We start from the raw sequence: 21,077 nt of genomic DNA on the forward strand, positions 1-21,077 counted from the left end.
AGCAAGCCGGCTCCTACAGAGTCCGTGTATGTACGCAGAGTTGTGGCGCGACACAAATCTGTAGGAGCCGGCTTGCTGCGGGCGGCGTTCCGAAGATTCGATGGTGAACGTTACGCCACCCGCGCCTTGCGCCGCCGTGCTTCCTCGCGCACCGCCGGGATGATCCAGCGGCCGTAATCGACGGTGTCGTACAGCGGGTCATAACCACGATTGAGGAAGGTGGTCACGCCCAGGTCGACGTAATCGAGCAACGCCTGGGCCACGGTTTCCGGGGTGCCGACCAGGGCGGTGGTGTCGCCGTAGGCGCCGACGGCGGTGGCGGTGGGCATCCACAGGGCGCGGTCGTGGCGATCACTTTGTGCCGCAGCGGCGAGCAAGCGTTCGGAGCCGGTGCCCTTGATGCGTTTTTGCCAGGGGCTGCCGGCGGCGAACTGTGGATTGGCCTTGATCTGCTCAAGAATCTGCTCCGCCCGCTGCCACGCCAATTCTTCGGTCGCCCCCAGAATCAAGCGCACGGACAGGCTCACCCGTGGCGCTTCCACGCCCGCCGCACTTGCCGCCGCGCGCAGTTTGCCGATCTGTTCGGCGACGCCGCTCAGCGGTTCGCCCCACAGCGCATACAGGTCCGCGTGTTTCACCGCGATCTGATAGGCAATGTCCGACGACCCGCCAAAGGAAATCGGAATGTGCGGCTGCTGCAACGGCTTGACCGGTGAGAAGGCGCCCTTGATGTTGAAATACTGCCCCTCGAAGTCGAACGGTTCTTCAGCCGTCCAGGTGCGCCGGACGATCTCCAGGTATTCGTCAGTGCGCTTGTAGCGTTCGGTCTTGTCCAGCAGGAAGTCGCCTTCCTGGGGTTCGGCGGTGATGCCGGTAATCGCATGCAGGCGAATCCGCCCGCCGCCGGTGGTGTGATCGAGTGTCGCGAAGGCTCGGGCAGCGGCGGTGGGGGCGTTCAATGCCGGACGATGGGCGATCATGAAACCCAGGCGTTCGGTGTGCGCCGCCGCGTAGGCCGCAATCTGAAAGCTGTCCGCGCTGCCCGGGCCGCTGGCGATCAGCACCCGGTCGAAGCCTGCGTGTTCATGGGCGCGGGCGTGGTGGCGGATAAAGTCCAGATCGAAATCCGCACTGCGAATGCCACGGGTCTCGGACCACTGGCGGGGGAAAATCATGCCGACAAATTCAATGGACATGGAACACTCCTGATAGCGATAGGTGCCGCTGCGTTAAAACTGGTAATCCACCTGGGCCAGCAACGTACGGCCAGGCATGGGTTGCAAAAAGGTATTGGTCGAGCCGGCCAGGCCGCTGACGAAGTTCAGTTCGTTGGTCAGGTTGAGCACCCGCAACGTGGTGCTCCATTGCGGCTGGCGGTAATACACCGCGAGGTCGAGGTTGTACTCGTCGGGGATTTTCACGGTCTTGCTCAGGTTCAAATACCAGCTGCTGGTCCACCAGCCGGACAGCTCGGCGCCGAAGCCCGAGTCGAAGCGATAGTCGACATAACCGCTGGCGGTGTACTCGGGAATCTGCACCGCGTCGAAGCGCCCGGACGGTCGCTGATTGAGGCTGTTGTTGTCGCCGAACACCGTGCCGTTGTCGGGCACAAACCCGGCCGAGGCGAAACCGGCCTGGGAGGCAAACTCGTTGTAGGCGCTGAGTTTCGACAGGTTGAGGCCGCTGCGCAGGTGATTGTCCGGCTGGTAGCGAAGGGTCGATTCCACGCCCTTGATCACCAGTCGGGCAATGTTGTTATTGCTGTCGGGCGATTGATCCCGCGCCTGCTTGAACGCGGCCAGGGTCATGAACAGTTCGTTGGGCACCGCTTCGACTTTCAGCCCGACTTCGTGCAACACGCTGAGGCTCTGGAAGGCCAGAGGGTTGAGCTGATTGGCACCGGTGCCGCTGCCCCAGCCGAGGCCGTTGGAGAAGAACCCGGTATTGACCGCCAATGAGCGATCGAAGGTGTAATACAGCGTGCTGTTTTCGGTCGGTTTGATGTACGGGCTGACCTGAAACGCGAACAGCCGATAATTGTCGCTGTCCTTGCGCGGATTGCCGCCGGCCAGCACGAACGGGTTCTCGATTTCAGCGTCGATCCAGCTACGGCTGGCGCCAATGTTCAGACCGACACTGTCACCGAATCGCAGGTTGTGCTGGCTGAACAGGGTCTTGGTGGTCCAGGTGCTTTCGGCGGTGTAGGGCGCCACCGACTCGGCGTATAAACCGTGACCCGCCGGGTACATTGCCGGCAGATTCAGCCAGCCGTAGTAGTTGGAGAATTGCGCCACGCCGGGCTGGCCGATCCAGGCGCCATTGCCGCCGGCGGGGTTGGAGCCGGTCAGGCCCAGCAAGTCACCGGGATTCTTGCCCGACGGGTCCTGGGTCAAGTCATAGGCGTTGATGGTCGAGCCGAAGTTGTTGTTGGCGGCGATCGACTGGTTGAACTCGCGGCGGTAGATCACCCCGGTGTTGCTGTCATCGCGCAGGGTCAAGTCGCCGAGCTGCACTTCGTTGCGCGAGCGGAATTCGAAGCGGTTATCGAACAGATTGTCCTTGGACTGCACCTGGAAAGAACCGACCGCATCGGTCATGTCTTTGGAGCGCTGGTAGAAGGTGCTGTTGGCCAGGGTGATGGTCGGTGTCAGGTCGGCTTCGACCCGCAGCTGTGTGGTGAAGCGTCGCGAGCTGTTTTCATCCTCGTCGCGCTGGCCGGTTTGTGATGACAGGCTGGTCAGGCCATTGCCCGTCAACGTCGGGTCATACACCCAGCCGCGCAAACTGCCGGGGCTGCTTTGGGTGTTGGGCGAGGCCGTCTGGAAGCTGCCGTTGACCACACTGTATTGACCCTGTGCGTTGCGCTGGCGTTTGACCCAGCCGAGGGTCGGCGCATCGGCCGCGCCGGAGGCCAGTACCGGCGACCACAAGGTGTTGCCGTTCTGGATGATCGGCGTGGCGCGCCCGGCGTAGTACTTGCCGCTGTCCACCAGTTCCTGGTTGGCGCGGTTCCAGCCGTGGGTGATGTTGTAGTCGTAGTAATTGTCGTAGCTGGCGTTCCAGTCGACCCGCACCGTGTCGTTGCGCCAGGCGAGGGCGCCGTAGAACGCGTCGAAGTTGTTGTCGACGTTGTCGTAGAAGTCTTCCTGGCGCTGCTTGGTGATGCTCAAGCGATAGGCGAGGTTATCGGTCAGCGGCCCGGTGTTGTCGATGCTGAATTTACTGGAGTCGCGGGATTCACCGTCCGGCACCCAGGCGCCCAGTTCGCCGCTCAGCTTGGTTTTGAATTCGTTGAAATTGGGCTTCTTGCTCAGGTAATTGACGTAGCCGCCACTGCCCGACACCGAACCGTAGGTCACCGAGGACGGGCCGGCGACGATGTCGGCGCCTTCGTAGGCGTTGAAGTTAGCCGGGTGGCGCACGCCGTATGCGCGTTGCCCGTCCTGGAACACTTCGGAACCCTGGGCGCGGAACTGCGGGGCGAGGCCGGCGTTCTGGCCGCCGCCGCGAGTAATGCCGGGGGCGTATTTCACCAGGTCATCGGCGCTGCGTATCGAGTCGTTGGCCAGTTGCTCGGCGTTGATCTGGGTGATGGAGCGCGGTGTGTCGAGCACCTTGGTTTCGATGCCGCCATAAACCGACGTGGGTGGCCGGGTGGGCAGCGCGTCATCGTCGGACTCGCTGGCACTGGCCTGGACGGTGACGGTTTGCAGTTGGGTGTCGACGGCGAAGGTCGGCATCGACAGGGTCGACATCACCGCCATGGCCAGGGCGGAGCGTTTTACGGGCAAACGAAAGGCGATAGAGGGCATGGCAAATGAGCCTCGAGATAAAAATTCATGGAAATTTGTAGGCGCTTCCTGATACCCCCGACCTTGTAGGAGCCGGCTTGCTGGCGATGGCGTCATAACGGCCACCACCGCCATCGCCAGCAAGCCGGCTCCTACAGGTCGGTGGGGCGTCAGTCAGACCGTGTTGCGCCATTCGCCAGCAAGCCGGCTCCTACAGGGGCGTGGTGTGTCAGTTGAATCGCATCAGCAAGCTGGCTGCGGTGGGTTACGCCGTGTCTTTCAACCAGAGCTTTTCAAACCGCCAGGTGCTGAACAGCGACTCTTCCGCCGCCGCGCCGCCTACGCGGTTGGCCACGCTGTCGAGCAGGTCGGCGTAGCCCCAGATCAGCATGCCGCCGCGTTCGTACTGGATCTGTTGAACCTGATGCACCAACGCTTTGCGTTTCTCCAGATCGGGCTGGGCCATGGCCGCCAGAAACAGCTCGCTGAACTGTGCATCCTTGAAGTGCGTCTTGTTGGCCACGGCAAACGGCGCGTCGGTGTGGATCGCACTGGCCAGGAACGGCGCGCCGATGCTGCCGCCGGTGCTCAAGGTCCAGTCGGTGCGCAGCGGTCCCTGGAACGTGGCCAGGTCCACTTGCTTGACCTTGAGCGTGACGCCAATGCGCTTGGCCTGCTCGGCCAGCACCAGCGCCGACGTCAGCCCCGGCCCCGGCGTGGTCACCAGTTCCAGTTCAAGGTTTTCGTAGCCGGCCTCCTTGAGCAATTGCGCCGCGCGCTGCGGATCGTGGGGACGCGGCCCGAGCGTGTGGTTGAAGGTCGGATCGCTCGGCGCATACAGGTCGTTGGCCACGCGGCCCTGACCGTTGAGCGCCCGGCGCACCAGTTCTTCGCGATCCGCCAGCAGGCGAAAGGCCTCGCGCACCCGTGGATCGTTGAACGGTGGCTTGTCGAGGTTCATGTCGAACGACAACCAGTTACCGGTCACCGATTTCAGCACCTTGAGCCGAGGGTCGTGCTGCAGCACTTCCAGCTGTTCGGTGGGCATCACGTTGGCCATGTCGATCTGCCCGGAACGCAGGGCCGCCAAGCGCGAAACCTGATCCTTGAAGTCGATGATTTCCAGCTCGTCGGCGTAGGGTTTGCCGTCCTTGTAGTAGTTCTCGAAGCGGGTGAACAGCGAGCGCTGGCCGGGGGTGAAGCTTTTCAGTTTGTAGGGGCCCGCGCCCACCGGATTGCTCACCGGGTGATAGTCCACCGGCACGATGCCACCGAAGTTGACCCAGGTTTCCGCCAGCGGCATATAGCTGCGGCCTTCGCGGAAGTTCAGGCGCACGGTGCGCGAGTCAAGCTTGACCAGGTTGTCGCGGTCCACCCAGTGCAACAGCGCGGCATAGGGCGAGGCCAGTTGCGGGTCAGTGAGGCGGCGGATTGAGAAGATCAGGTCATCGGCATCGATGGTCTTGCCATGGTGGAACTCCAGCCCGGGGCGCAGGCGCAACGTCCAGCTGCTGGCGTCGGCATTCGGCTCGGCGAACTCGGCGAGGGCCAGGCGCGGCTGCATCTGCTCGTCCCATTCCCACAGCTTGCTGTACAGCGCAAAGCCGCGAACGATGCCGCTGCCGATGGGTTTGTGCGCATCGAGGTTGCCGCTCTGGTTGCCGTCGAGAATCCCCAGTCGCAGGCGCCCGCCATAACGCGGCTGATCGTCGTCGGTGGCAATCGCCGCCGCCGGTTTTTCGCCGCTCGGGCCACACCCGGCGAGCAGGCCACCACCGAGCAGCAAGCCGCCGCCGAGCAGTGCGCTGTGACCGAGAAAATCCCGGCGACTGAACAATGAATGATCCTCGCTCATGGCATCAGGCTCCGGCCGGGCCGTTGGCGGAACGCAGTTCCAGCGGCGCCGGCAGCGGGCGGCTCAGTTCGGCGCGCTCGCCGCGAAAGTGCGGCAGGATGTGCTCGCCCAGGCGATAGGCTTCTTCGAGATGCGGGTAACCGGCGAGGAAGAACAGGTCGATGCCGATGGCGTTGTACTCGCGAATCCGCGCCACGACATTTTCGTAGCTGCCCACCAATGCGCAGCCCGGCGGAATGCCGATGTAGCCGAAGCCGGTCCATACATTCGGGTGGATGAAAAAGTCATCGAAACTCTGGGTTTCCGTCTTCTGCGCGAACTCGTTTTCATAGCTGAGTTTGCGCGCGGTGCGCAGCCCGGCATGTGCGGCCACGGCCTTGACCGCGCCCCTGGCGATGCCTTCATCGAAGAAGCGCCTGGCTTCGGTGCGCGCCAGTTCCTCGGTCTCGCGGGTGATGACGTCAATCGACAAACCGAAGCGAATGTCGCTGCGTCCGTACTTCAGCGCGCGCTCGCGAATGTCGGCGATCAGCGCGGCAATCTCGTTCGGGTGCTCGGCGCGCATCAGGTAGAAATCAGCGTGTTTGGCGGCGAATTCCCGGGCTGGAATCGACGAGCCGGCGGTGCAGATCAGCGGCAGCTCGGCTTTCTTCAACGGCCCGCGCAGGCCACCTCCCTCGGCCTTGTAGAATCTGCCCTCGTAGTGGAAATTCTCGTTGTGCCAGTAACCCTTGACCACGTCCATGAACTCGATGGCGCGCTCATAACGTTCATCGTGATCACTGAAATCGCCGACCTGGCGCTGAATCGCATCCGAACCGCCGTTGATGATGTTCCACACCAGCCGGTTGCCGGTCGCCCGTTGATAGGTCGCGGCCTGCTGCACCGCCACCCACGGCGTGTAGTGGTAGGGCTGGAACGCGGTGACGAATTTCAGCGTGCGGGTTTCCCGGGCCAGCAGCGAGCAGACCGTCCACGGTTCCTCGCCGGAGGGCGCGTTGACCATCAGCGCACCGCCGAAACCGTTGATCTCGGCAGCCTTGGCAATTTGCCCGAGGTAGTCGATGTAGGTGAAGTGATCGCCGACGCTGAACCCCGAGACGGCGCCGGTGCTCGGGCCGCCACGGTGCCAGTCGCCACGGTTGCGCGGGTCGCCGGGAAGGAATTGGGTTTCGCCATGCAGGGGCAGGCGGGTGAAGAATTCAATACTCATGTCGAAGGCTCCGTCTTACTGCACGCTGGGGCTGCAGATCGGGGTGATGGGCTGGTCGTTGATGACCTTGTGCGCGAATGGCACCGAGTCCTTGAGCGAGGCGTTGACCGTTTCGCTGTGGCCCAGCCCTTTGTAGAGGTGGCCTTCAACCACCGAGCCGGTCTTGCAGGCGTCCTGCATCAGCGCGACTTGCGTTGATGCGGCCGGGGTTTTGTCTTCGGCGCCGGTGCCGATGAAGATCGGCTGGGCCAGTTTCAGCGTCGGGTAGGAGACCTGTTTTTGCCACGCCGCGAGTTGGTCGCCCTTGTAGTCTTTCTTGGCATTGGCCGGGGTCAGGCCGACGCCGACCACATCGCTGACCAGCGCCGCCAGGCAACTGGTACGCGCCTGTTCGAACAGCGGCAGGGCCTTGTCGGTGTAGAAATCCTTGGGGTTGATGCTCGGGTCGTATTGCTGGGCCGCGAGCAGGGTGTAGAAGCCGTAGGCGAGGGACGCATCGACTTTGTTGACGTCCTGTTCGCCGACGTTTTTCGCGCCGACGGTGTAGATCACACCGGTGCCGATGCTGCCTTTGACGCCGAGGTCCGGCGCGTAGGTCGGGGCATAGGCCGCCGAGGCGAAGGCGCCCGCACCACCCTGGGACTGACCGACGATCAGCACTTTGTTGGCCAGCCCCGGAACGCCCGCAACCACGGCTTTTGCCGCGTCGAGAATGCCGTAGGCGGCCATGCGATTGTTCAGCAGCGGGTGACCGCCGGGGACGCCGAGGCCCTGATAGTCGGTGGCGACGATGGCATAACCTTCATCCAGCCAGCGGCTGAGGTATTGCACGTCACGGTAGGAGCGACCTTGCCAGGACGGCGCGCACACATCGGCCACACCGACCGTGCCATGCCCCCAGCTGGCGACCGGCCAACCACCGGCGGGCGCCTTGCCTTTGGGCAGGAACAACGTGCCGGAGACCACGATCGGCGTCTTGTTGTCGATGCCGTCGGTGGAGGTGTAGAGAATCCGCTGCGCGCTCGCGGCGTTGGGCAGGCTCAGGGTTTTTTCCAGCGGCTCGCTGCGCAGCAGTTTGCCTGGCGTGGCCGGGATCACCTCTTGCCAGGTGTAGAACGCCGAGACGCGGCCATCGCCTTGTTGCGGGTCGGGTTTGGGGGCGTGGGCACCGGCGGCCATGGCACTCATGGACAGCGCCAGGACGCTCAGACCGAAAACGAATTGTTGCGGCAGTTTCATCTGGATTTCCCTATTCATGGATTGTTGCTGACCTGGCCGCGCAGGGCCGGCCAGTAGTCGGTGAGTTTCAGATCGATCAGCGCCTGGTTGGTGAAACCGGTGGCCAGCGAAGGGGTGATGTCGTAGGTGTCGCGAATCAGGTGGTTGGCCAGCGCATAGGCGGTGAGTGCCTGATAGTGGGCCTTGAGTTGCTGGTCGCTTTTCGGCGCCCAGCGGTCTTTCCAGGCCACGGGATCGTTCTGGTCGTCGCGGCGCAGCACGCTTTCAGCGGTGCCGGCGCGGGAGGAGAGTTCGTAGTAGGCGTCCTGGTTTTGTTCCTGGGAGATCCACCAGGCGGCTTTGATCCAGGCGGTCGCCAGCAGTTGAGTAATGTCCGGGTGCTGCGCGACAAAACTGTCGGTGCCCCAGAGGTCGGAGACCAGACGCCAGTCGTTGGCGCCTTGCTTGGTCGACCAGATGATCTTGCCGACACCTTTGTCTTCCAGCGCATAGGCTTCGCTGAGCAATACGGCCGCATCGACTTTGCCAGCGGACACCGCTGCGGCGCCGACTTGCGGATTGAGGTTGGCGATCTTGAAATCGTCGAGCTTCAGGCCCTTGCTGGCGAGGAAGTTGCTGAACGCGAACTCCCACGGACGACCGCGATGCAGGGCCAGGCGTTTACCCTTGAGGTCGTCGATGCTGTTGGCGCTGGAACCGGCGGGCACCACCAGATAGATGTTGTTGCCGCTGCCCCCGGGCACGATCAGCTTGCCCGGCACGCCGCCAGCCCCGGCAATGACGGAAGGCAGGTCGCCGCGCACGGCAAAGTCGATGCTGTTGTTGCTGAAGCCTTCGTTGATCTGCGGCCCGGCGCCGGCGTGGGGCAGGGCGATCCAGTCGAGCTTCACGCCGCGCTGCGCCAGTTGCTGTTCCAGCCAACCGTCCTCGATCACCCGCCCGGCGATCCCGCCGAATACCGGTTTGCCACCCTGCGTATACGCGACGATAGCGATCTTCACCGACGCCGGTGCCTGTCCGGCCAGCGCCGTGGCACTGAGCAGAAACCCGGTCAAGGCGACCAGGCTGTTGCGCCAGAAACGTTTCATTGAACTCTCCCTAAATGGCTATTGGCGAAACACAGTCTTTGTAGGAGCCGGCTTGCCGGCGATCTGGCCTTCAAACCTGGCGGCGTTCTTGCCGACGCCATCGCCAGCAAGCCGGCTCCTACAGGGGGATTGCGGCGCACCCCTTTTCTAGCGTTGTGAACACAGTCCTTGTAGGAGCCGGCTTGCCGGCGATGGGGCCTTCAAGCCTGGCGGCGTTTCTGAGGACGCCATCGCTGGCAAGCCAGCTCCTACAAAGTTTTGCGGTGCACATGGGAGAGAGCAGATTGCATGCCACTGCGCGAAAAACGCGCTGCAGGCCGCGCAGGGACTGGGTTTCAGGGCGAGGTGAGGGCGCGACGGGGGGCGTGGGGTGTTGATGTGCAAGCAGGCCGGTGCGTGCCAATTGCTGCTCCAGCAGCAGGCTGGCAGCAGTTGCGTTGCATATGGTTTTTGGGAATATATAAATACTAATTAAGAATTTTTTAGTCTAAACAACTTCATGCACTATTGAGCACGCGCTTTTACTGCCAGGAATGCACCATGTCGCTGATCACTCATCCAAACGCTCGCGAATTGACCAAGTCGGTGCGGGCCACCGTCCTGGTGTTCAAGGACCCGCGCTCCCAGGAATTACTCAGCCGCATCGAGCGCCTGGCGCCCAGTGAAGCCAACACATTGATCATTGGCGAGACCGGCACCGGCAAGGAACTGGTCGCCCGGCATATCCACAATTTGAGCCGCCGCGGACGCGAGCCCTTCGTGGCGGTGAACTGCGGAGCGTTTGCCGAAACCCTGGTGGAAAGTGAGCTGTTCGGCCACGAAAAAGGCGCCTTCACCGGCGCCACGACCAACAAGGCCGGATGGTTCGAAGCAGCCAATGGCGGCACGCTGTTTCTCGATGAAATCGGTGATCTGCCGTTGAACATGCAGGTCAAACTGCTGCGGGTCTTGCAGGAGCGCGAAGTGGTGCGCCTGGGCTCGCGCACGCCGATCCCGATCAACGTAAGGCTGGTGGCTGCAACCAACGTCAACCTCGCGGATGCGGTCGTCGCCGGGCATTTTCGCGAGGATCTGTTTTACCGTCTGCACGTCGCGACCATTCGCCTGCCGCCCTTGCGCGAACGACCGGGCGACATCCTGCCGCTGGCCGAGTTTTTCCTCGAAGAACATTGCCAGCGCCTGGGCTACAACCGCGCGTCGTTGAGCGTCGAAGCCGAACGCAAGCTGCTGGAGCACAGCTGGCCAGGCAACATCCGCGAGCTGGAAAACTCCATTCACCACGCGTTGCTGGTGTGCCGCAATCAGCGGGTCGCCCCGGCGGATCTGCACCTGGTGGACATGCGTTCCTCCGGCATCCGCCAGGAACAGGCCAGCCAAACCAGCCACGCCGTTGCCGGCCCGGTGGACCTGGAAGCCGCCCTCAACGCGCTGTTCGAACAGAACATCCCGGACCTTTACGAACATATCGAAGAAACCATTTTCCGCGCGGCGTATCGGTTCTGCCACGGCAACCAGTTGCAGACCGGACGCCTGCTGAACATCAGCCGCAACATCGTCCGGGCGCGGCTGGAGAAAATCGGGGAGTTGAACAAGACACTGGCGGTGGAGGAATAGTCCTCGTCGTCGTTTTATTTCTGATTCGTCCACTCACAGCGAGCATTTCATGGCAACTCCTTACAAGCGTTCAGCGTTGACCCTCCTGGCGGCCTCCCTGGCGGCGATGAGTGCGTTACTCAGTCCCGGCGCGCAGGCCGAAGGCAAGATCAGCATCGCCCAGCAATTCGGTATCGGTTATCTGATTCTGGATGTGGTCCGCGACCAGCAACTCATCGAGAAGCACGGCAAGGCCCAGGGCCTCGACATCAAGGTCGACTGGAACAGCATCTCCGGTGCCACGGCGATGAACGAAGCGCTGTTGGCCGGCGCGCTGGATGTGGTGTCGGCGGGCGTGCCACCGATGCTGACGATCTGGGATCGCACCAAGGGCAAACAGAACGTCAAGGCGATTGCCTCGCTGGGCTCGATGCCCAACTATTTGCTGACCAACAACCCGAATGTGAAGAGCCTGAAGGACTTCACCGAGAAGGATCGCATTGCCGTGCCTGCGGCCGGGGTAGGGTTCCAGTCGCGCACCTTGCAGATCGAAACGGCCAGGCAGTTCGGCAATGACCACTACAAGAAATTCGACGACATCTCGATCAGCCTGGCCCACCCGGATGCGACGGCGGCATTGATCGCCGGGGGTTCCGAGATCAACGCGCACTTCTCCAGCCCGCCGTTCCAGTATCAGGAATTGCAGAATCCCAACGTGCACAAGGTGCTGAGTTCCTACGACGTGCTGGGTGGCCAGGCTACGTTCAACGTGCTGTACACCACGGAAAAATTCCACGACGAAAACCCGAAAACCTACAAGGCGTTTTACGACGCATTGGCCGAAGCGGAAAAAATCATCAAGGCCGACAAATCCGCCGCCGCCCAGACCTACATCCGCGTCGAACAATCGAAGCTGGCCCTGCCGCTGGTTGAGAAAATCGTCAACGATCCGGAGATCAATTTCACGGTGGTGCCGCAGCGCACGGCGGTCTACGCCGAGAAACTGCAGGAACTGGGCGTGCTGAAAAACAAGGCCGCCAGCTGGAAGGACTACTTCTTCGAAGAAGCACACGGCGGCGCCGGCAGCTAAATACACCGCCAAACCACTGTAGGAGCCGGTTTGCTGGCGATGACGTCCTCAAATCCACCGCAACGTTTGAAGGCCCTATCGTCGGAACGCCGCCCGCAGCAAGCCGGCTCCTACAAGACCGTGTTCGCAGCTCCGAAGCATCTGCACACCACAAATCCCTGTAGGAGCTGGCTTGCCAGCGATGGCGCCCTCAGCAACGCCGCAGGGTTTGAAGGCCTCATCGCCAGCAAGCCGGCTCCTACAGGTCCGTGTTTGCAATGCGGCTGCATTTAGTCGAGGCCGGCTCTTAAAGGTTCGGCGCAATCCCTCAATCCCGAATTCACCCGAAATCTGTAGGAGCCGGCTTGCCGGCGATGGCGTTCATGAAAACGCCATCGCCGGCAAGCCGGGCTCCTACCAAAAGCGTGTCGGTCTTAGAGCTCCATGCCCAGGAAGATCAGTGTATTGCCATGGGCTTCAGCCGCGGCACGCTGGTTGTAGCTGTCGCGATGTGAGCAGTTGAAGCCGTGCTCGGCTTCCGGGTACACGACAATTTCCACGTTATCGTTGTTGTCGAAACGCTCGGCGATTTTCTCCACGGCTTCCAGCGGGATATGGCTGTCCTGTTCACCGAAGTGCATCAGCAGCGGCACTTCGATTTCGTCGGCGCGGTCCAGTTGGTTCTGGATGCCGCCGCCGTAGTAGGCGATCGCCACGTCCACCAGCCCATTGGCAGCGGTGTGGTAGGAGAGCAAGCCGCCGAAGCAGTAGCCGATGGAGGCAATGCCGCCATCCAGACCCGGTTGTGCTTTCAGGGCGTCGATGGCCAGCTCGATGTCTTTCTGCGCTTTGCCGACGTCGGTGGCGTTCATCAATTCGACGGCGCGTTTCCAGCCGGCTTCGTCGTAGGTCAGTTCAATGCGCGGGCCGTTGCGCCAGAACAGGTCCGGTACGATTACCAGGTAGCCGTCGGCGGCATATTGCTCGGCGACCGAGCGGATGTGTTCATTCACACCGAAGATCTCCTGGATCAGCACAATCCCCGGGCCTTTGCGGGTATGCGGAATCGCCAGGTAAGCGCCGAATTTACCTTCAGCGCTATCGATCTCGATCCATTGGGTGGTCACGCTCATGGTGGCTCCTGTCTTCGCAAGTGAGTTGGGGCGTAGCTTAATGCGGCTGTGTGGCTTTGAAGCTCGTCAGCCCCTGCATCCGTTTCCACCAGCTGTTGAAGCCGTCCACGGCAAATACCTGCGGCGCATCCGGGGTCATCGCGATGTAGGCGCAACCCGGTGCCAGGTAGAAGTCGCCGATGCTCGGTTCAAGGCCGGCGATATACGGATCGGTGCCTTTAATCTTCATCAACTCGCGCAGCACTCGTTTCGAGTTCTCGATGCCTAGGCGGCGCGAATCTTCATTCTGCCCGCCAATGAAGTCGGGAAACAGATGGTAGCCGAACACCGAGACCAGCGCGCCATAACCGTAGGAATCATAAATGCCCTGGGCCATGTGGGTGCGCGCACGGTCGTGGGCGTTGTCCGGGGTGATTGACGGGCCGGGCAGGACTTCGTCCAGGTAGGCAATGATCGCGCCGGTTTCGATCACCCGAAAGCCGTCGTGGTCGACGACGGGCACCTTGCCGAACGGGTGACGCACCAGATGCTCCGGCAGGTGCGGTTCCCCTTTGATCACGTTGACCTGCACCTGCTCGAAGTCCGCGTCTTTTTCCACCAGCAACATCTTCACTGTGCGCACATAAGTACTGCCGTCAAAACCGTAGAGAGTGAGACTCATGGCGATTGCTCCTGTTCTATTGGGAGTGGCAGGTACGTTATCGAAACGCTGGCGCCTCAGCGGTGGTTGCGACGCCAGAAGAAGCGAGCCAACAACGTATCGAGACTGAGCTTGCCGGCACCCGAGAGCAACAGCGGCATCAGGGCGGCGAGGTAAATCAGCGGCAGTTTGAAGTTGCCGTAGCCCTTGTTGCTGATGGAGTAACCCTGAGCAAGCTCACTCAATGTAGACCAATCGGCCGGCCAGTGGACGGCGGCCGTCGCCACAAGGGTGACCACGATCAACGCGATGGCCGAAATCCGCGTGCCAAGGCCGACGAGGATGGCGAGGGCGCAAAGCAGTTCGGCCCACATCGACAGTTCCCAGTTCAGCGTCGCCGGTATCTGGTCGAAGGGAAACGGGAAGCGATCCTGAATGTCGGCGAACCAGTTTTCGCCATTCCATTTTTCCAGACCTGACTCGAAAAATTCCCAGGCAATGAACAACCGCAGGGTCAATGGGGCGAGCCAGCTACCGGCACGATCGAGATTCAGGTGCAGGCCTTTCACGGCCGACGAGATTGCAGAGTTCATGGACGTGGTCTCCGTTCAGTCAGGGATGCGGGGCTCGCGGCCCCGCGCAAGGGTTACTCGCCGGCGCCGCACTTGCCTTCGCCGCATTTGCCTTCAGCCGGTTTTTCCGTGGTGTCGGCGTGGGCCTGGCTGTAGCCGTGGGCCAGCTGTTTCATGCTGAACGCTTCGGACTCGGAGGCCGACGCGACGTTGGACAGGGCCAGGCCGCCGGCGATGATCAGGCCGAGGGTCAGGGAAGAAGTCGAGAGCTTGAACATGGTGATACTCCGTAGCATTGAGTGAGTTGAGCGCTTTGATCGGCTGAGCCAATCGACAGGCACATTTCATCAATCGGGTGTATCTGCGATGTGTCGTTGGGGTGGGGTTTTATGGACGGGGTGTGTCAAGGACGGGGCTGTACACACTCTGATACGTAACCCCCGAAATTTCCTTGGCCCCCCACAAATCACTGTAGGAGCCGGCTTGCCGGCGATGGCGTCCGTTCCGGCGATAAATGTGTCGACTGATCCACCGCTATCGCCGGCAAGCCGGCTCCTACAGGGGGTATTCCACGCCACCACTGTGATCCATTCGTTGCCACCAGCGTCTAGCGTCAGTGTCCCCGCAATCCCTTGGGGCGAGACTTCGGAACCCGGCATGCAAGCGCTGTTGAACGAGATCCTTGACGCAGTTCGGCCCCTGATCGGTCAGGGCAAGGTGGCTGACTACATTCCTGCCCTCGGCACCGTGCCGGCCAATCAACTGGGCATCGCCGTGTACGGCAATGACGGCGAACTGTTTTGCGCCGGTGACGCCCATACGCCGTTCTCGGTGCAGAGTATTTCCAAGGTGTTCAGCCTGGTGCAGGCCATCGAGCACTCCGGCGAAGCCATCTGGCAGCGCCTGGGGCACGAGCCTTCCGGGCAGCCGTTCAACTCGCTGGTGCAGCTGGAATTCGAACGCGGGCGCCCGCGCAATCCGTTCATCAACGCCGGTGCGCTGGTGATCTGCGACATCAACCAGTCGCGCTTTGCCGCACCGGCCTTGTCGATGCGCGATTTCGTCCGGCGCCTGTCGGGCAATCCGCAAGTCATGGTCGACGGCAAGGTCGCCGAGTCCGAATACCAGCACCGGGCGCGCAACGCCGCCATGGCGTACCTGATGCAATCCTTCGGCAACTTTCACAACGATGTCGAAGCGGTGCTTCGCAGCTACTTCAGCCATTGCGCCCTGCGCATGAGCTGCGTGGACCTGGCGCGGGCGTTCTGCTTCCTGGCCAACGACGGCTTCTGCAAGCACAGCGGCGAACAGATCCTCAGCGGCCGCCAGACCCAGCAAGTCAATTCCATCATGGCCACCAGCGGCCTCTACGACGAGGCGGGCAACTTCGCCTATCGCGTCGGTTTGCCCGGCAAGAGCGGCGTGGGCGGCGGGATCGTCGCGGTGGTGCCGGGGCAGTTCACGGTGTGCGTCTGGTCGCCGGAACTCAACGCCGCCGGTAACTCGCTCGCGGGCATGGCCGCGCTGGAGTTGTTGAGCCAGCGGATTGGCTGGTCGGTGTTCTGATAGCGCGGGGTTGTGGCCGGCGCGACTACCGCCACAGCCACCGAGGTGGCCTGTCTCATTGTTCGTACGCATTCCCCTGTAGGAGCCGGCTTGCCGGCGAAAAACGTCGGGGCAACGCGTTTATTCAGACAGCCCGCGTTATCGTTGACGTCCATCGCCGGCAAGCCGGCTCCTACAGGGGATTTGCGTAGGGTTTCGCAATCGAACGAAATGCGCCGGATGGCCACCGGTTAATGACGCTCCAGAAGTTTTGCTATACATTTTCTGACCGCCCATTGCATGGTGAAACCGCTTCATGTCTCTTGCGCTCGAACGTCTAGTCGCTGGCACGCCAATCCCTTTCGCTGGTAACCGCGTCACTGTGGTCAGCCCCGAACTGGCCTTGCGTTTTCAGCCCGGGGACCACCTGCTGGTGGAGCAGGTCAGCGGCGAGTTGCTGCTGATTCCCGTTACTGACCAGAAAGCAGCGGCGGTCGCGATTGAGCGGGCTGAAGCGGCGTTTACGGCAATGTCCGCCGTTTCCGATCAGGCGATCAGTGCGTTTTTCGACCTTTTTGCCCAACGCCTGGAAAACCAGGACTGCTGGGACTTGATTGAAGCGGCCAACCGGGCCGACATCGAATGGGCCAAGTCGCGTGGACGCTCCACCACACGGTTGCTGGCCGATGAGCGCATGCGTCGTGACATGATCGCGGGCCTCCGGGCTTGGCGCGATGCGTCAGCCACGCGCGGAAAAGTGATCAGTTGCGTCGAGCATGACGGCTGGAAAGTCGAGCAGGTGGTTTCGCCGCTGGGCATCGTCGCCTTCGTCTTCGAGGGCCGGCCGAATGTTTTCGCCGACGCCGCTGGCGTGTTGCGCACCGGCAACACCGCGGTACTGCGCATTGGCAGCGATGCCTTGGGCACGGCGCAAGCCATTGTCACCCACGCGTTGAATCCGGCATTGAGTGAGGCCGGTTTGCCGGTGGGCGCAGTGTCGCTGGTGGAAAGTGTCAATCACGCCGCCGGTTGGGCGATGTTCGCCGACCGTCGCCTGTCGTTGGCGGTAGCCCGTGGTTCGGGGCGTGCGGTCAGTCAGTTGGGCAGCATCGCGCAACAGGTCGGCACTGCCGTCAGCCTGCATGGCACCGGTGGCGCCTGGCTGGTCGCCGACAAGGACGCCGACGCCAAGCGTTTTGCCGCCGTCGTGCGCAATTCCCTGGACCGTAAAGTCTGCAACACCCTGAACGTCTGCCTGATCCACCGCGATCGCGCTGCCGAACTGGTGCCGCTGTTTCTGGATGCCTTGGAAAAAGCCGGCAGCGCCCGGGAAGAGGGCTGCAAGTTGCACATCGTCGAGGGCAGCGAAACGTATTTGCCTGGCCGTTGGCGGAATGCAACCGTCGAGGTCTACCGCCCCGACGGCTACCAGACCGAAGCGTTGGCCGAACCACTGCCCGAAGACCAGTTGGGCCGCGAGTGGGAGTGGGAAGAAACCCCGGAAGTCAGCCTGAAGATCGTCGACGACCTGGGCCAGGCCATTGCCTTGTTCAATCGTTACAGCCCGCAATTCACCGTGTCGTTGATCAGTGAAAATGCCGAGGCGCATGAGCGCTTCTACAACGCAGTCAACGCGCCTTTTGTCGGCAACGGGATTACCCGTTGGGTTGACGGGCAGTACGCGCTGAATAAACCGGAACTGGGGCTTTCGAACTGGGAGAGTGGTCGCCTGTTCGCTCGCAGCGCGATTCTCTCGGGCGATGGCGTGTTCACGATCCGTAGTCGCATGACGCAGATCGATCTGTCGGTCAAACGCTGAGAACCCGACCTCAAGCGCAGACCGCACTATAATTAAGGGTGTCTGCGACTGCGTCTTGAGACAGGGGTCCGCCATGAAACTTCAATCCTTCGATCATTACTCTCATAAGCTGGAAATGGCCGCGCATGACGCGTGGCTGACAGCCCGGGTGAAGTCGGCCTTGGCGTTGGCCGATCCGACCCTTGGCCTGCAAGTCCATGTCAAAACCCTCGCGGGAATGGTGATGTTGAGTGGTCGCGTCAACACTCATAAGCAATGTGAGCAGGCTGTTGCGCTGGCTCGCACGGTCAGTGGTGTCAATGAAATCGATGCCAGGGAATTGCTGACTCACGTGTTCACGCCTGGAAGCTTTCCAACACCGCCCAACGCCGAGGAAAATCCGGAGATCCGGCCATCCTCGTCAGCCAAACCGGAAGACAAATAAAGCGGGGTGCAGCGCTTCCGTGAATCGGGCGCGCTGCATTTTCACTTCGCGGCTATTGAGCGCGGATGCTGATTGGCTGCACGGTGCCAGCTGAGGGCGATGACCCTCTGGTGCGCGGATCAAGCCGCTTCAACCGCTTTGCCGTGAACGGCGCACGTGGTTGGGTGCTCGACCAGCGACACGAACGTGCGGCTGTTGGCATCCAGTGCATCGATCGAACCGGTTTCGATGTCGTAGACCCAGCCATGCAGGTTCAGCAGGCCTTTTTCCTGAGCCAGTCGCACGCTCGGGTGCGTCTGAATGTTCGCCAGTTGCGCGATCACGTTTTCCCGCACCATCGAACTCACTTTCGCCGCGTCGCTGGCATGAGGCCGGGATTCGTTGATGACCTTCGCCGATTCCGCATGTTGCAACCAGCCGCTGACGGCGGGCAGGTGATCCATGCATTTGCAGCTGGCGACGGCTGTCATCGCGCCACAATCCGAATGGCCGCAAATCACGATGTCGGTGACACCCAGTACGGCCACCGCGTATTCGACCGTGGCCGATACACCGCCCGGATGCGGGCTGTAGGAGGGCACGATATTGCCGGCGTTACGGATTACGAACAGTTCGCCGGGTTCTTGCTGGGTCAGCAGTTCCGGCACGACACGGCTGTCGGAACAGGTGATGAACAGCGTGCCGGGGTGTTGCGTGGTGGCCAGGTGTTTGAACAGGTCGGTCCGCTGCGGGAAGGCTTCCGTCTGGAACTTCAAAAAACCGTCGATGAGCGCTTTCATTGGGCATTTCCTTTCAAGTGATGGGGGATCAGTTCGAGCAGCCGGTGCCAAACACGCTGTAGTCCAGAATGTGGGTGGCGCCTGTGGAGTCCTGGTACGTCATTTCCACGGGGACGACCCCGCATTCATCGGCAATCGGCGTGATGCTCACGACATGCACGATGTCCAGTTTCATGCCGTACTCGTAAGCGACGGCCGTCTCTTCTGCGTGAGCCTGGGCAGACATGCCTGCTAACAACGACAGCACCAACAGAATTTTTTTCATGGGGCATCCTCCAGGCCAATGTGGTGAACACAGAAACAAGTGGGGTTCTGGAACTGGCCCGCACTTGAGTGCGGGCCGGGATCAAGTCAGAAAGGACGCAGTGGCAGGAACTTGCCGTCGAGGGTGATCACGGCGCGGGAGCCGCCTTCCGGGTCTTCGACCTTTTTCATGTCGAGCTTGAAGTTGATCGCGCTGATGATGCCGTCGCCGAACTGTTCATGAACCAGGGCTTTGAGCGTGGTGCCGTAGATCTGGATCATTTCGTAGAAACGGTAGATGGTCGGGTCCGTCGGCACGCCAGAGAGGCTCCCACGCAGTGGAATGATTTGCAGGCGGGCCACGGTGTCGGCGTCCAGGTCGAGCTTCTCGCCAATCACTTTGGCGGCGCTTTCCGGCAGTGGGTGCTGACCGAGCAGGGCGGCGGTGACGTAGGCCAGGCCGAGGCCGGTGCCGTCGGTCAGGTCCTGCCACGACAGGTTTTTACGCACCTTGGCATCCAGGATCGAGGTGGTCAGGGCCAGGCTCGGGTCGTTGTAAGCGTGGGACTGTTGCATGGTGAATCTCCTATCGGGTTGAGTACTGCTTGGGTGTGAAGCAATCTTCTGCCGATTGATTCATAGCGTCCAAGACCGATATACAATGCATTGCATAAGTCCTGCCTATAGGTTGATCCCGATGTTGCTCCGACATTTGCGCTACTTGCTGGCGGTCGCCGACCACGGCGGCTTCACCCGTGCTGCCGAGGCATTGCACGTGTCCCAACCGACCTTGTCGCAACAGATCCGCCAATTGGAGGAAACCCTCGGCGTGAGCCTGTTCGACCGCACCTCGCGCACGGTCAAGCCGACCGATGCGGGTGAGGCCTACATCGAGTGCGCTCGGCGGGTGCTGGTGGAACTGGAGGCGGGTAAGCGGGCGTTGCATGACGTGAAGGACTTGTCCCGGGGGACGTTGCGATTGGCGATGACGCCGACGTTCATGGCGTATCTGGTCGGGCCATTGGTGCGCGACTACGTGGCGCGCTATCCGAACATTCACCTGGAGATTTTCGAGTTGTCGATGGACGACATCGAGGCCGGGCTGCTGGATGACTCACTGGACATCGCCATTGCATTTGATCAGGTCAGGAATGCCGACATCGAGTCGATCCCGGCGTTTACCGAGACGCTGGGCGTGATGGTCGGGCGGGATCATCCGTTGTACGAAAGCCGGGTCGCGTTATCCGCTGAAGCGGTGGCCCAGCTGGAGTTTGCCCTGTTGGCCACGGACTTCGTCACCCGAACCCGAATCGATGAGTATTTCGCTGAGCAGCAGATCACGCCAAAAGTGGCCATTGAGGTGAACTCGGTCAGCACCTTGCTGGAAGTCATCCGCCACACGGCGATTGCCACCATCCTTCCGGAACCCATCGCCACTCAGGAACGCGCGTTACGCAGGATCCCGTTGCTGGGGGAGGCGCCCAAACGCGGGGCCGCGCTGCTGCGGCGTAAAAACAACTACCACAGCGCGGCGTCGGTGGCCTTCATGGAACTGTTGCTGGGAACCGTTGAGGCGACGTCAGTCATCCACTGACTGGCACACGCCGTTGGAGGCCTTGCCGGTGGAGGTCACGGCGACCGAATCGTCATCGGCGAGGACAATTGACAGGGTGATACCGGAGCCTTTGGCTTCGAAGCGGCGCTCACTGATGATTTTGGTGTCGGCTTCCTTGCCGTTGATCATGACCGGCCCATCCTGATCCGCCTGGACGAGAAACTTGCCGGGGCACTCGACCGCGAATGACGGGACACCGTCGACGCTGTTTGCCTGAGCAACACTTGTCAGAACCAGCAACAGCGGGAACATCAGCTTGTTTTTCATCGCAAGTCTCCAGTGACCAACAGCGGATAGGCTTAACAATAGCTTTGTTTAGCAAAACGGAGACAAACAAAAAGGCCCCGCTCGTTTATTCGAGCGGGGCCTTTTTTATGGGGCCTTCATTGGTTTGAACACCCATTCAGCCCATTGTAGGAGCCGGCTTGCCGGCGATGGTCGTTAACGATAACGCGTACT

Annotated in this window: 20 protein-coding genes; 6 read left to right on the forward strand and 14 right to left on the reverse strand. The window is 61.5% G+C overall.

Annotation, left to right across the window (positions count from 1 at the left end; genetic code table 11):
- Window positions 1-110: 110 nt before the first annotated feature.
- From PMI32_RS17815 to PMI32_RS17790, 6 genes are all read right to left on the reverse strand, one after another.
- On the reverse strand, window positions 111-1,196 hold the full coding sequence (locus tag PMI32_RS17815; RefSeq protein ID WP_008028118.1) for an LLM class flavin-dependent oxidoreductase: 1,086 nt from the start codon (window positions 1,194-1,196) through the stop codon (window positions 111-113).
- 33 nt (window positions 1,197-1,229) lie between these two features.
- Window positions 1,230-3,812 carry a TonB-dependent receptor plug domain-containing protein gene (locus PMI32_RS17810; protein WP_008028121.1) on the reverse strand — a complete coding sequence of 861 codons (2,583 nt, stop codon included), beginning with the start codon at window positions 3,810-3,812 and terminating at the stop codon, window positions 1,230-1,232.
- Between the two features lie 244 nt (window positions 3,813-4,056).
- Window positions 4,057-5,646, reverse strand: a complete 1,590-nt coding sequence (locus PMI32_RS17805; protein ID WP_008028122.1) for an ABC transporter substrate-binding protein — start codon at window positions 5,644-5,646, stop codon at window positions 4,057-4,059.
- 4 nt (window positions 5,647-5,650) lie between these two features.
- Window positions 5,651-6,859: an LLM class flavin-dependent oxidoreductase gene (locus tag PMI32_RS17800; protein ID WP_008028124.1), complete on the reverse strand. Its 1,209-nt coding sequence runs from the start codon at window positions 6,857-6,859 to the stop codon at window positions 5,651-5,653.
- 15 nt (window positions 6,860-6,874) lie between these two features.
- On the reverse strand, window positions 6,875-8,098 hold the full coding sequence (locus PMI32_RS17795) for a lipase family protein (RefSeq protein ID WP_032828708.1): 1,224 nt from the start codon (window positions 8,096-8,098) through the stop codon (window positions 6,875-6,877).
- A gap of 14 nt (window positions 8,099-8,112) precedes the next feature.
- Window positions 8,113-9,186 carry an ABC transporter substrate-binding protein gene (locus tag PMI32_RS17790; protein ID WP_008028127.1) on the reverse strand — a complete coding sequence of 358 codons (1,074 nt, stop codon included), beginning with the start codon at window positions 9,184-9,186 and terminating at the stop codon, window positions 8,113-8,115.
- Window positions 9,187-9,726: 540 nt separating this feature from the next.
- Between PMI32_RS17790 and PMI32_RS17785 the strand changes: the two genes are divergently transcribed.
- Window positions 9,727-10,800, forward strand: a complete 1,074-nt coding sequence (locus PMI32_RS17785) for a sigma-54 interaction domain-containing protein (protein WP_008028129.1) — start codon at window positions 9,727-9,729, stop codon at window positions 10,798-10,800.
- A gap of 49 nt (window positions 10,801-10,849) precedes the next feature.
- Complete coding sequence (locus tag PMI32_RS17780) at window positions 10,850-11,869, forward strand: ABC transporter substrate-binding protein (RefSeq protein ID WP_008028131.1); 1,020 nt, start codon at window positions 10,850-10,852, stop codon at window positions 11,867-11,869.
- Window positions 11,870-12,282: 413 nt separating this feature from the next.
- Here the strand turns inward: PMI32_RS17780 and PMI32_RS17775 are convergent, their stop codons facing one another.
- From PMI32_RS17775 to PMI32_RS17760, 4 genes are read right to left on the reverse strand one after another with little or no spacing between them, the layout of a single operon-like run.
- Window positions 12,283-12,981, reverse strand: coding sequence for a dienelactone hydrolase family protein (locus tag PMI32_RS17775; protein WP_008028132.1), 699 nt, complete (start codon window positions 12,979-12,981; stop codon window positions 12,283-12,285).
- Window positions 12,982-13,018: 37 nt separating this feature from the next.
- Complete coding sequence (locus tag PMI32_RS17770; protein WP_008028134.1) at window positions 13,019-13,642, reverse strand: glutathione S-transferase family protein; 624 nt, start codon at window positions 13,640-13,642, stop codon at window positions 13,019-13,021.
- Window positions 13,643-13,698: 56 nt separating this feature from the next.
- Complete coding sequence (locus PMI32_RS17765; RefSeq protein ID WP_008028137.1) at window positions 13,699-14,214, reverse strand: HvfX family Cu-binding RiPP maturation protein; 516 nt, start codon at window positions 14,212-14,214, stop codon at window positions 13,699-13,701.
- Window positions 14,215-14,267: 53 nt separating this feature from the next.
- Window positions 14,268-14,471 carry an HvfA family oxazolone/thioamide-modified RiPP metallophore gene (locus PMI32_RS17760; protein WP_008028140.1) on the reverse strand — a complete coding sequence of 68 codons (204 nt, stop codon included), beginning with the start codon at window positions 14,469-14,471 and terminating at the stop codon, window positions 14,268-14,270.
- Window positions 14,472-14,850: 379 nt separating this feature from the next.
- Between PMI32_RS17760 and glsB the strand changes: the two genes are divergently transcribed.
- From glsB to PMI32_RS17745, 3 genes are all read left to right on the forward strand, one after another.
- Window positions 14,851-15,759 (forward strand): glutaminase B, encoded by a 909-nt coding sequence (gene glsB / locus PMI32_RS17755; protein WP_008028142.1) that lies wholly within the window; start codon window positions 14,851-14,853, stop codon window positions 15,757-15,759.
- Between the two features lie 295 nt (window positions 15,760-16,054).
- Window positions 16,055-17,557: an aldehyde dehydrogenase family protein gene (locus PMI32_RS17750; RefSeq protein WP_008028146.1), complete on the forward strand. Its 1,503-nt coding sequence runs from the start codon at window positions 16,055-16,057 to the stop codon at window positions 17,555-17,557.
- A 73-nt stretch (window positions 17,558-17,630) separates the two neighbouring features.
- Window positions 17,631-17,981: a BON domain-containing protein gene (locus tag PMI32_RS17745; RefSeq protein WP_008028148.1), complete on the forward strand. Its 351-nt coding sequence runs from the start codon at window positions 17,631-17,633 to the stop codon at window positions 17,979-17,981.
- A gap of 119 nt (window positions 17,982-18,100) precedes the next feature.
- Here PMI32_RS17745 and PMI32_RS17740 read toward each other — a convergent pair whose 3' ends face one another.
- The 3 genes from PMI32_RS17740 to cynS form a co-directional block, all read right to left on the reverse strand.
- Window positions 18,101-18,760 carry a carbonic anhydrase gene (locus tag PMI32_RS17740; protein ID WP_008028149.1) on the reverse strand — a complete coding sequence of 220 codons (660 nt, stop codon included), beginning with the start codon at window positions 18,758-18,760 and terminating at the stop codon, window positions 18,101-18,103.
- Between the two features lie 28 nt (window positions 18,761-18,788).
- Entirely contained in the window at window positions 18,789-19,025 is a 237-nt protein-coding gene (locus PMI32_RS17735; protein ID WP_008028151.1) for a DUF2790 domain-containing protein, read from the reverse strand.
- Window positions 19,026-19,111: 86 nt separating this feature from the next.
- Complete coding sequence (cynS, locus tag PMI32_RS17730) at window positions 19,112-19,579, reverse strand: cyanase (protein WP_008028153.1); 468 nt, start codon at window positions 19,577-19,579, stop codon at window positions 19,112-19,114.
- Window positions 19,580-19,700: 121 nt separating this feature from the next.
- Between cynS and cynR the strand changes: the two genes are divergently transcribed.
- Window positions 19,701-20,597, forward strand: a complete 897-nt coding sequence (gene cynR, locus PMI32_RS17725; protein WP_008028155.1) for a transcriptional regulator CynR — start codon at window positions 19,701-19,703, stop codon at window positions 20,595-20,597.
- Here cynR and PMI32_RS17720 read toward each other — a convergent pair.
- Window positions 20,583-20,885: a hypothetical protein gene (locus PMI32_RS17720; RefSeq protein ID WP_008028157.1), complete on the reverse strand. Its 303-nt coding sequence runs from the start codon at window positions 20,883-20,885 to the stop codon at window positions 20,583-20,585. The genes cynR and PMI32_RS17720 overlap by 15 nt on opposite strands.
- Window positions 20,886-21,077: the final 192 nt, after the last annotated feature.

This window comes from Pseudomonas sp. GM60, assembly GCF_000282415.1.
In the GTDB taxonomy this organism is placed as follows: Bacteria; Pseudomonadota; Gammaproteobacteria; order Pseudomonadales; family Pseudomonadaceae; genus Aquipseudomonas; species Aquipseudomonas migulae.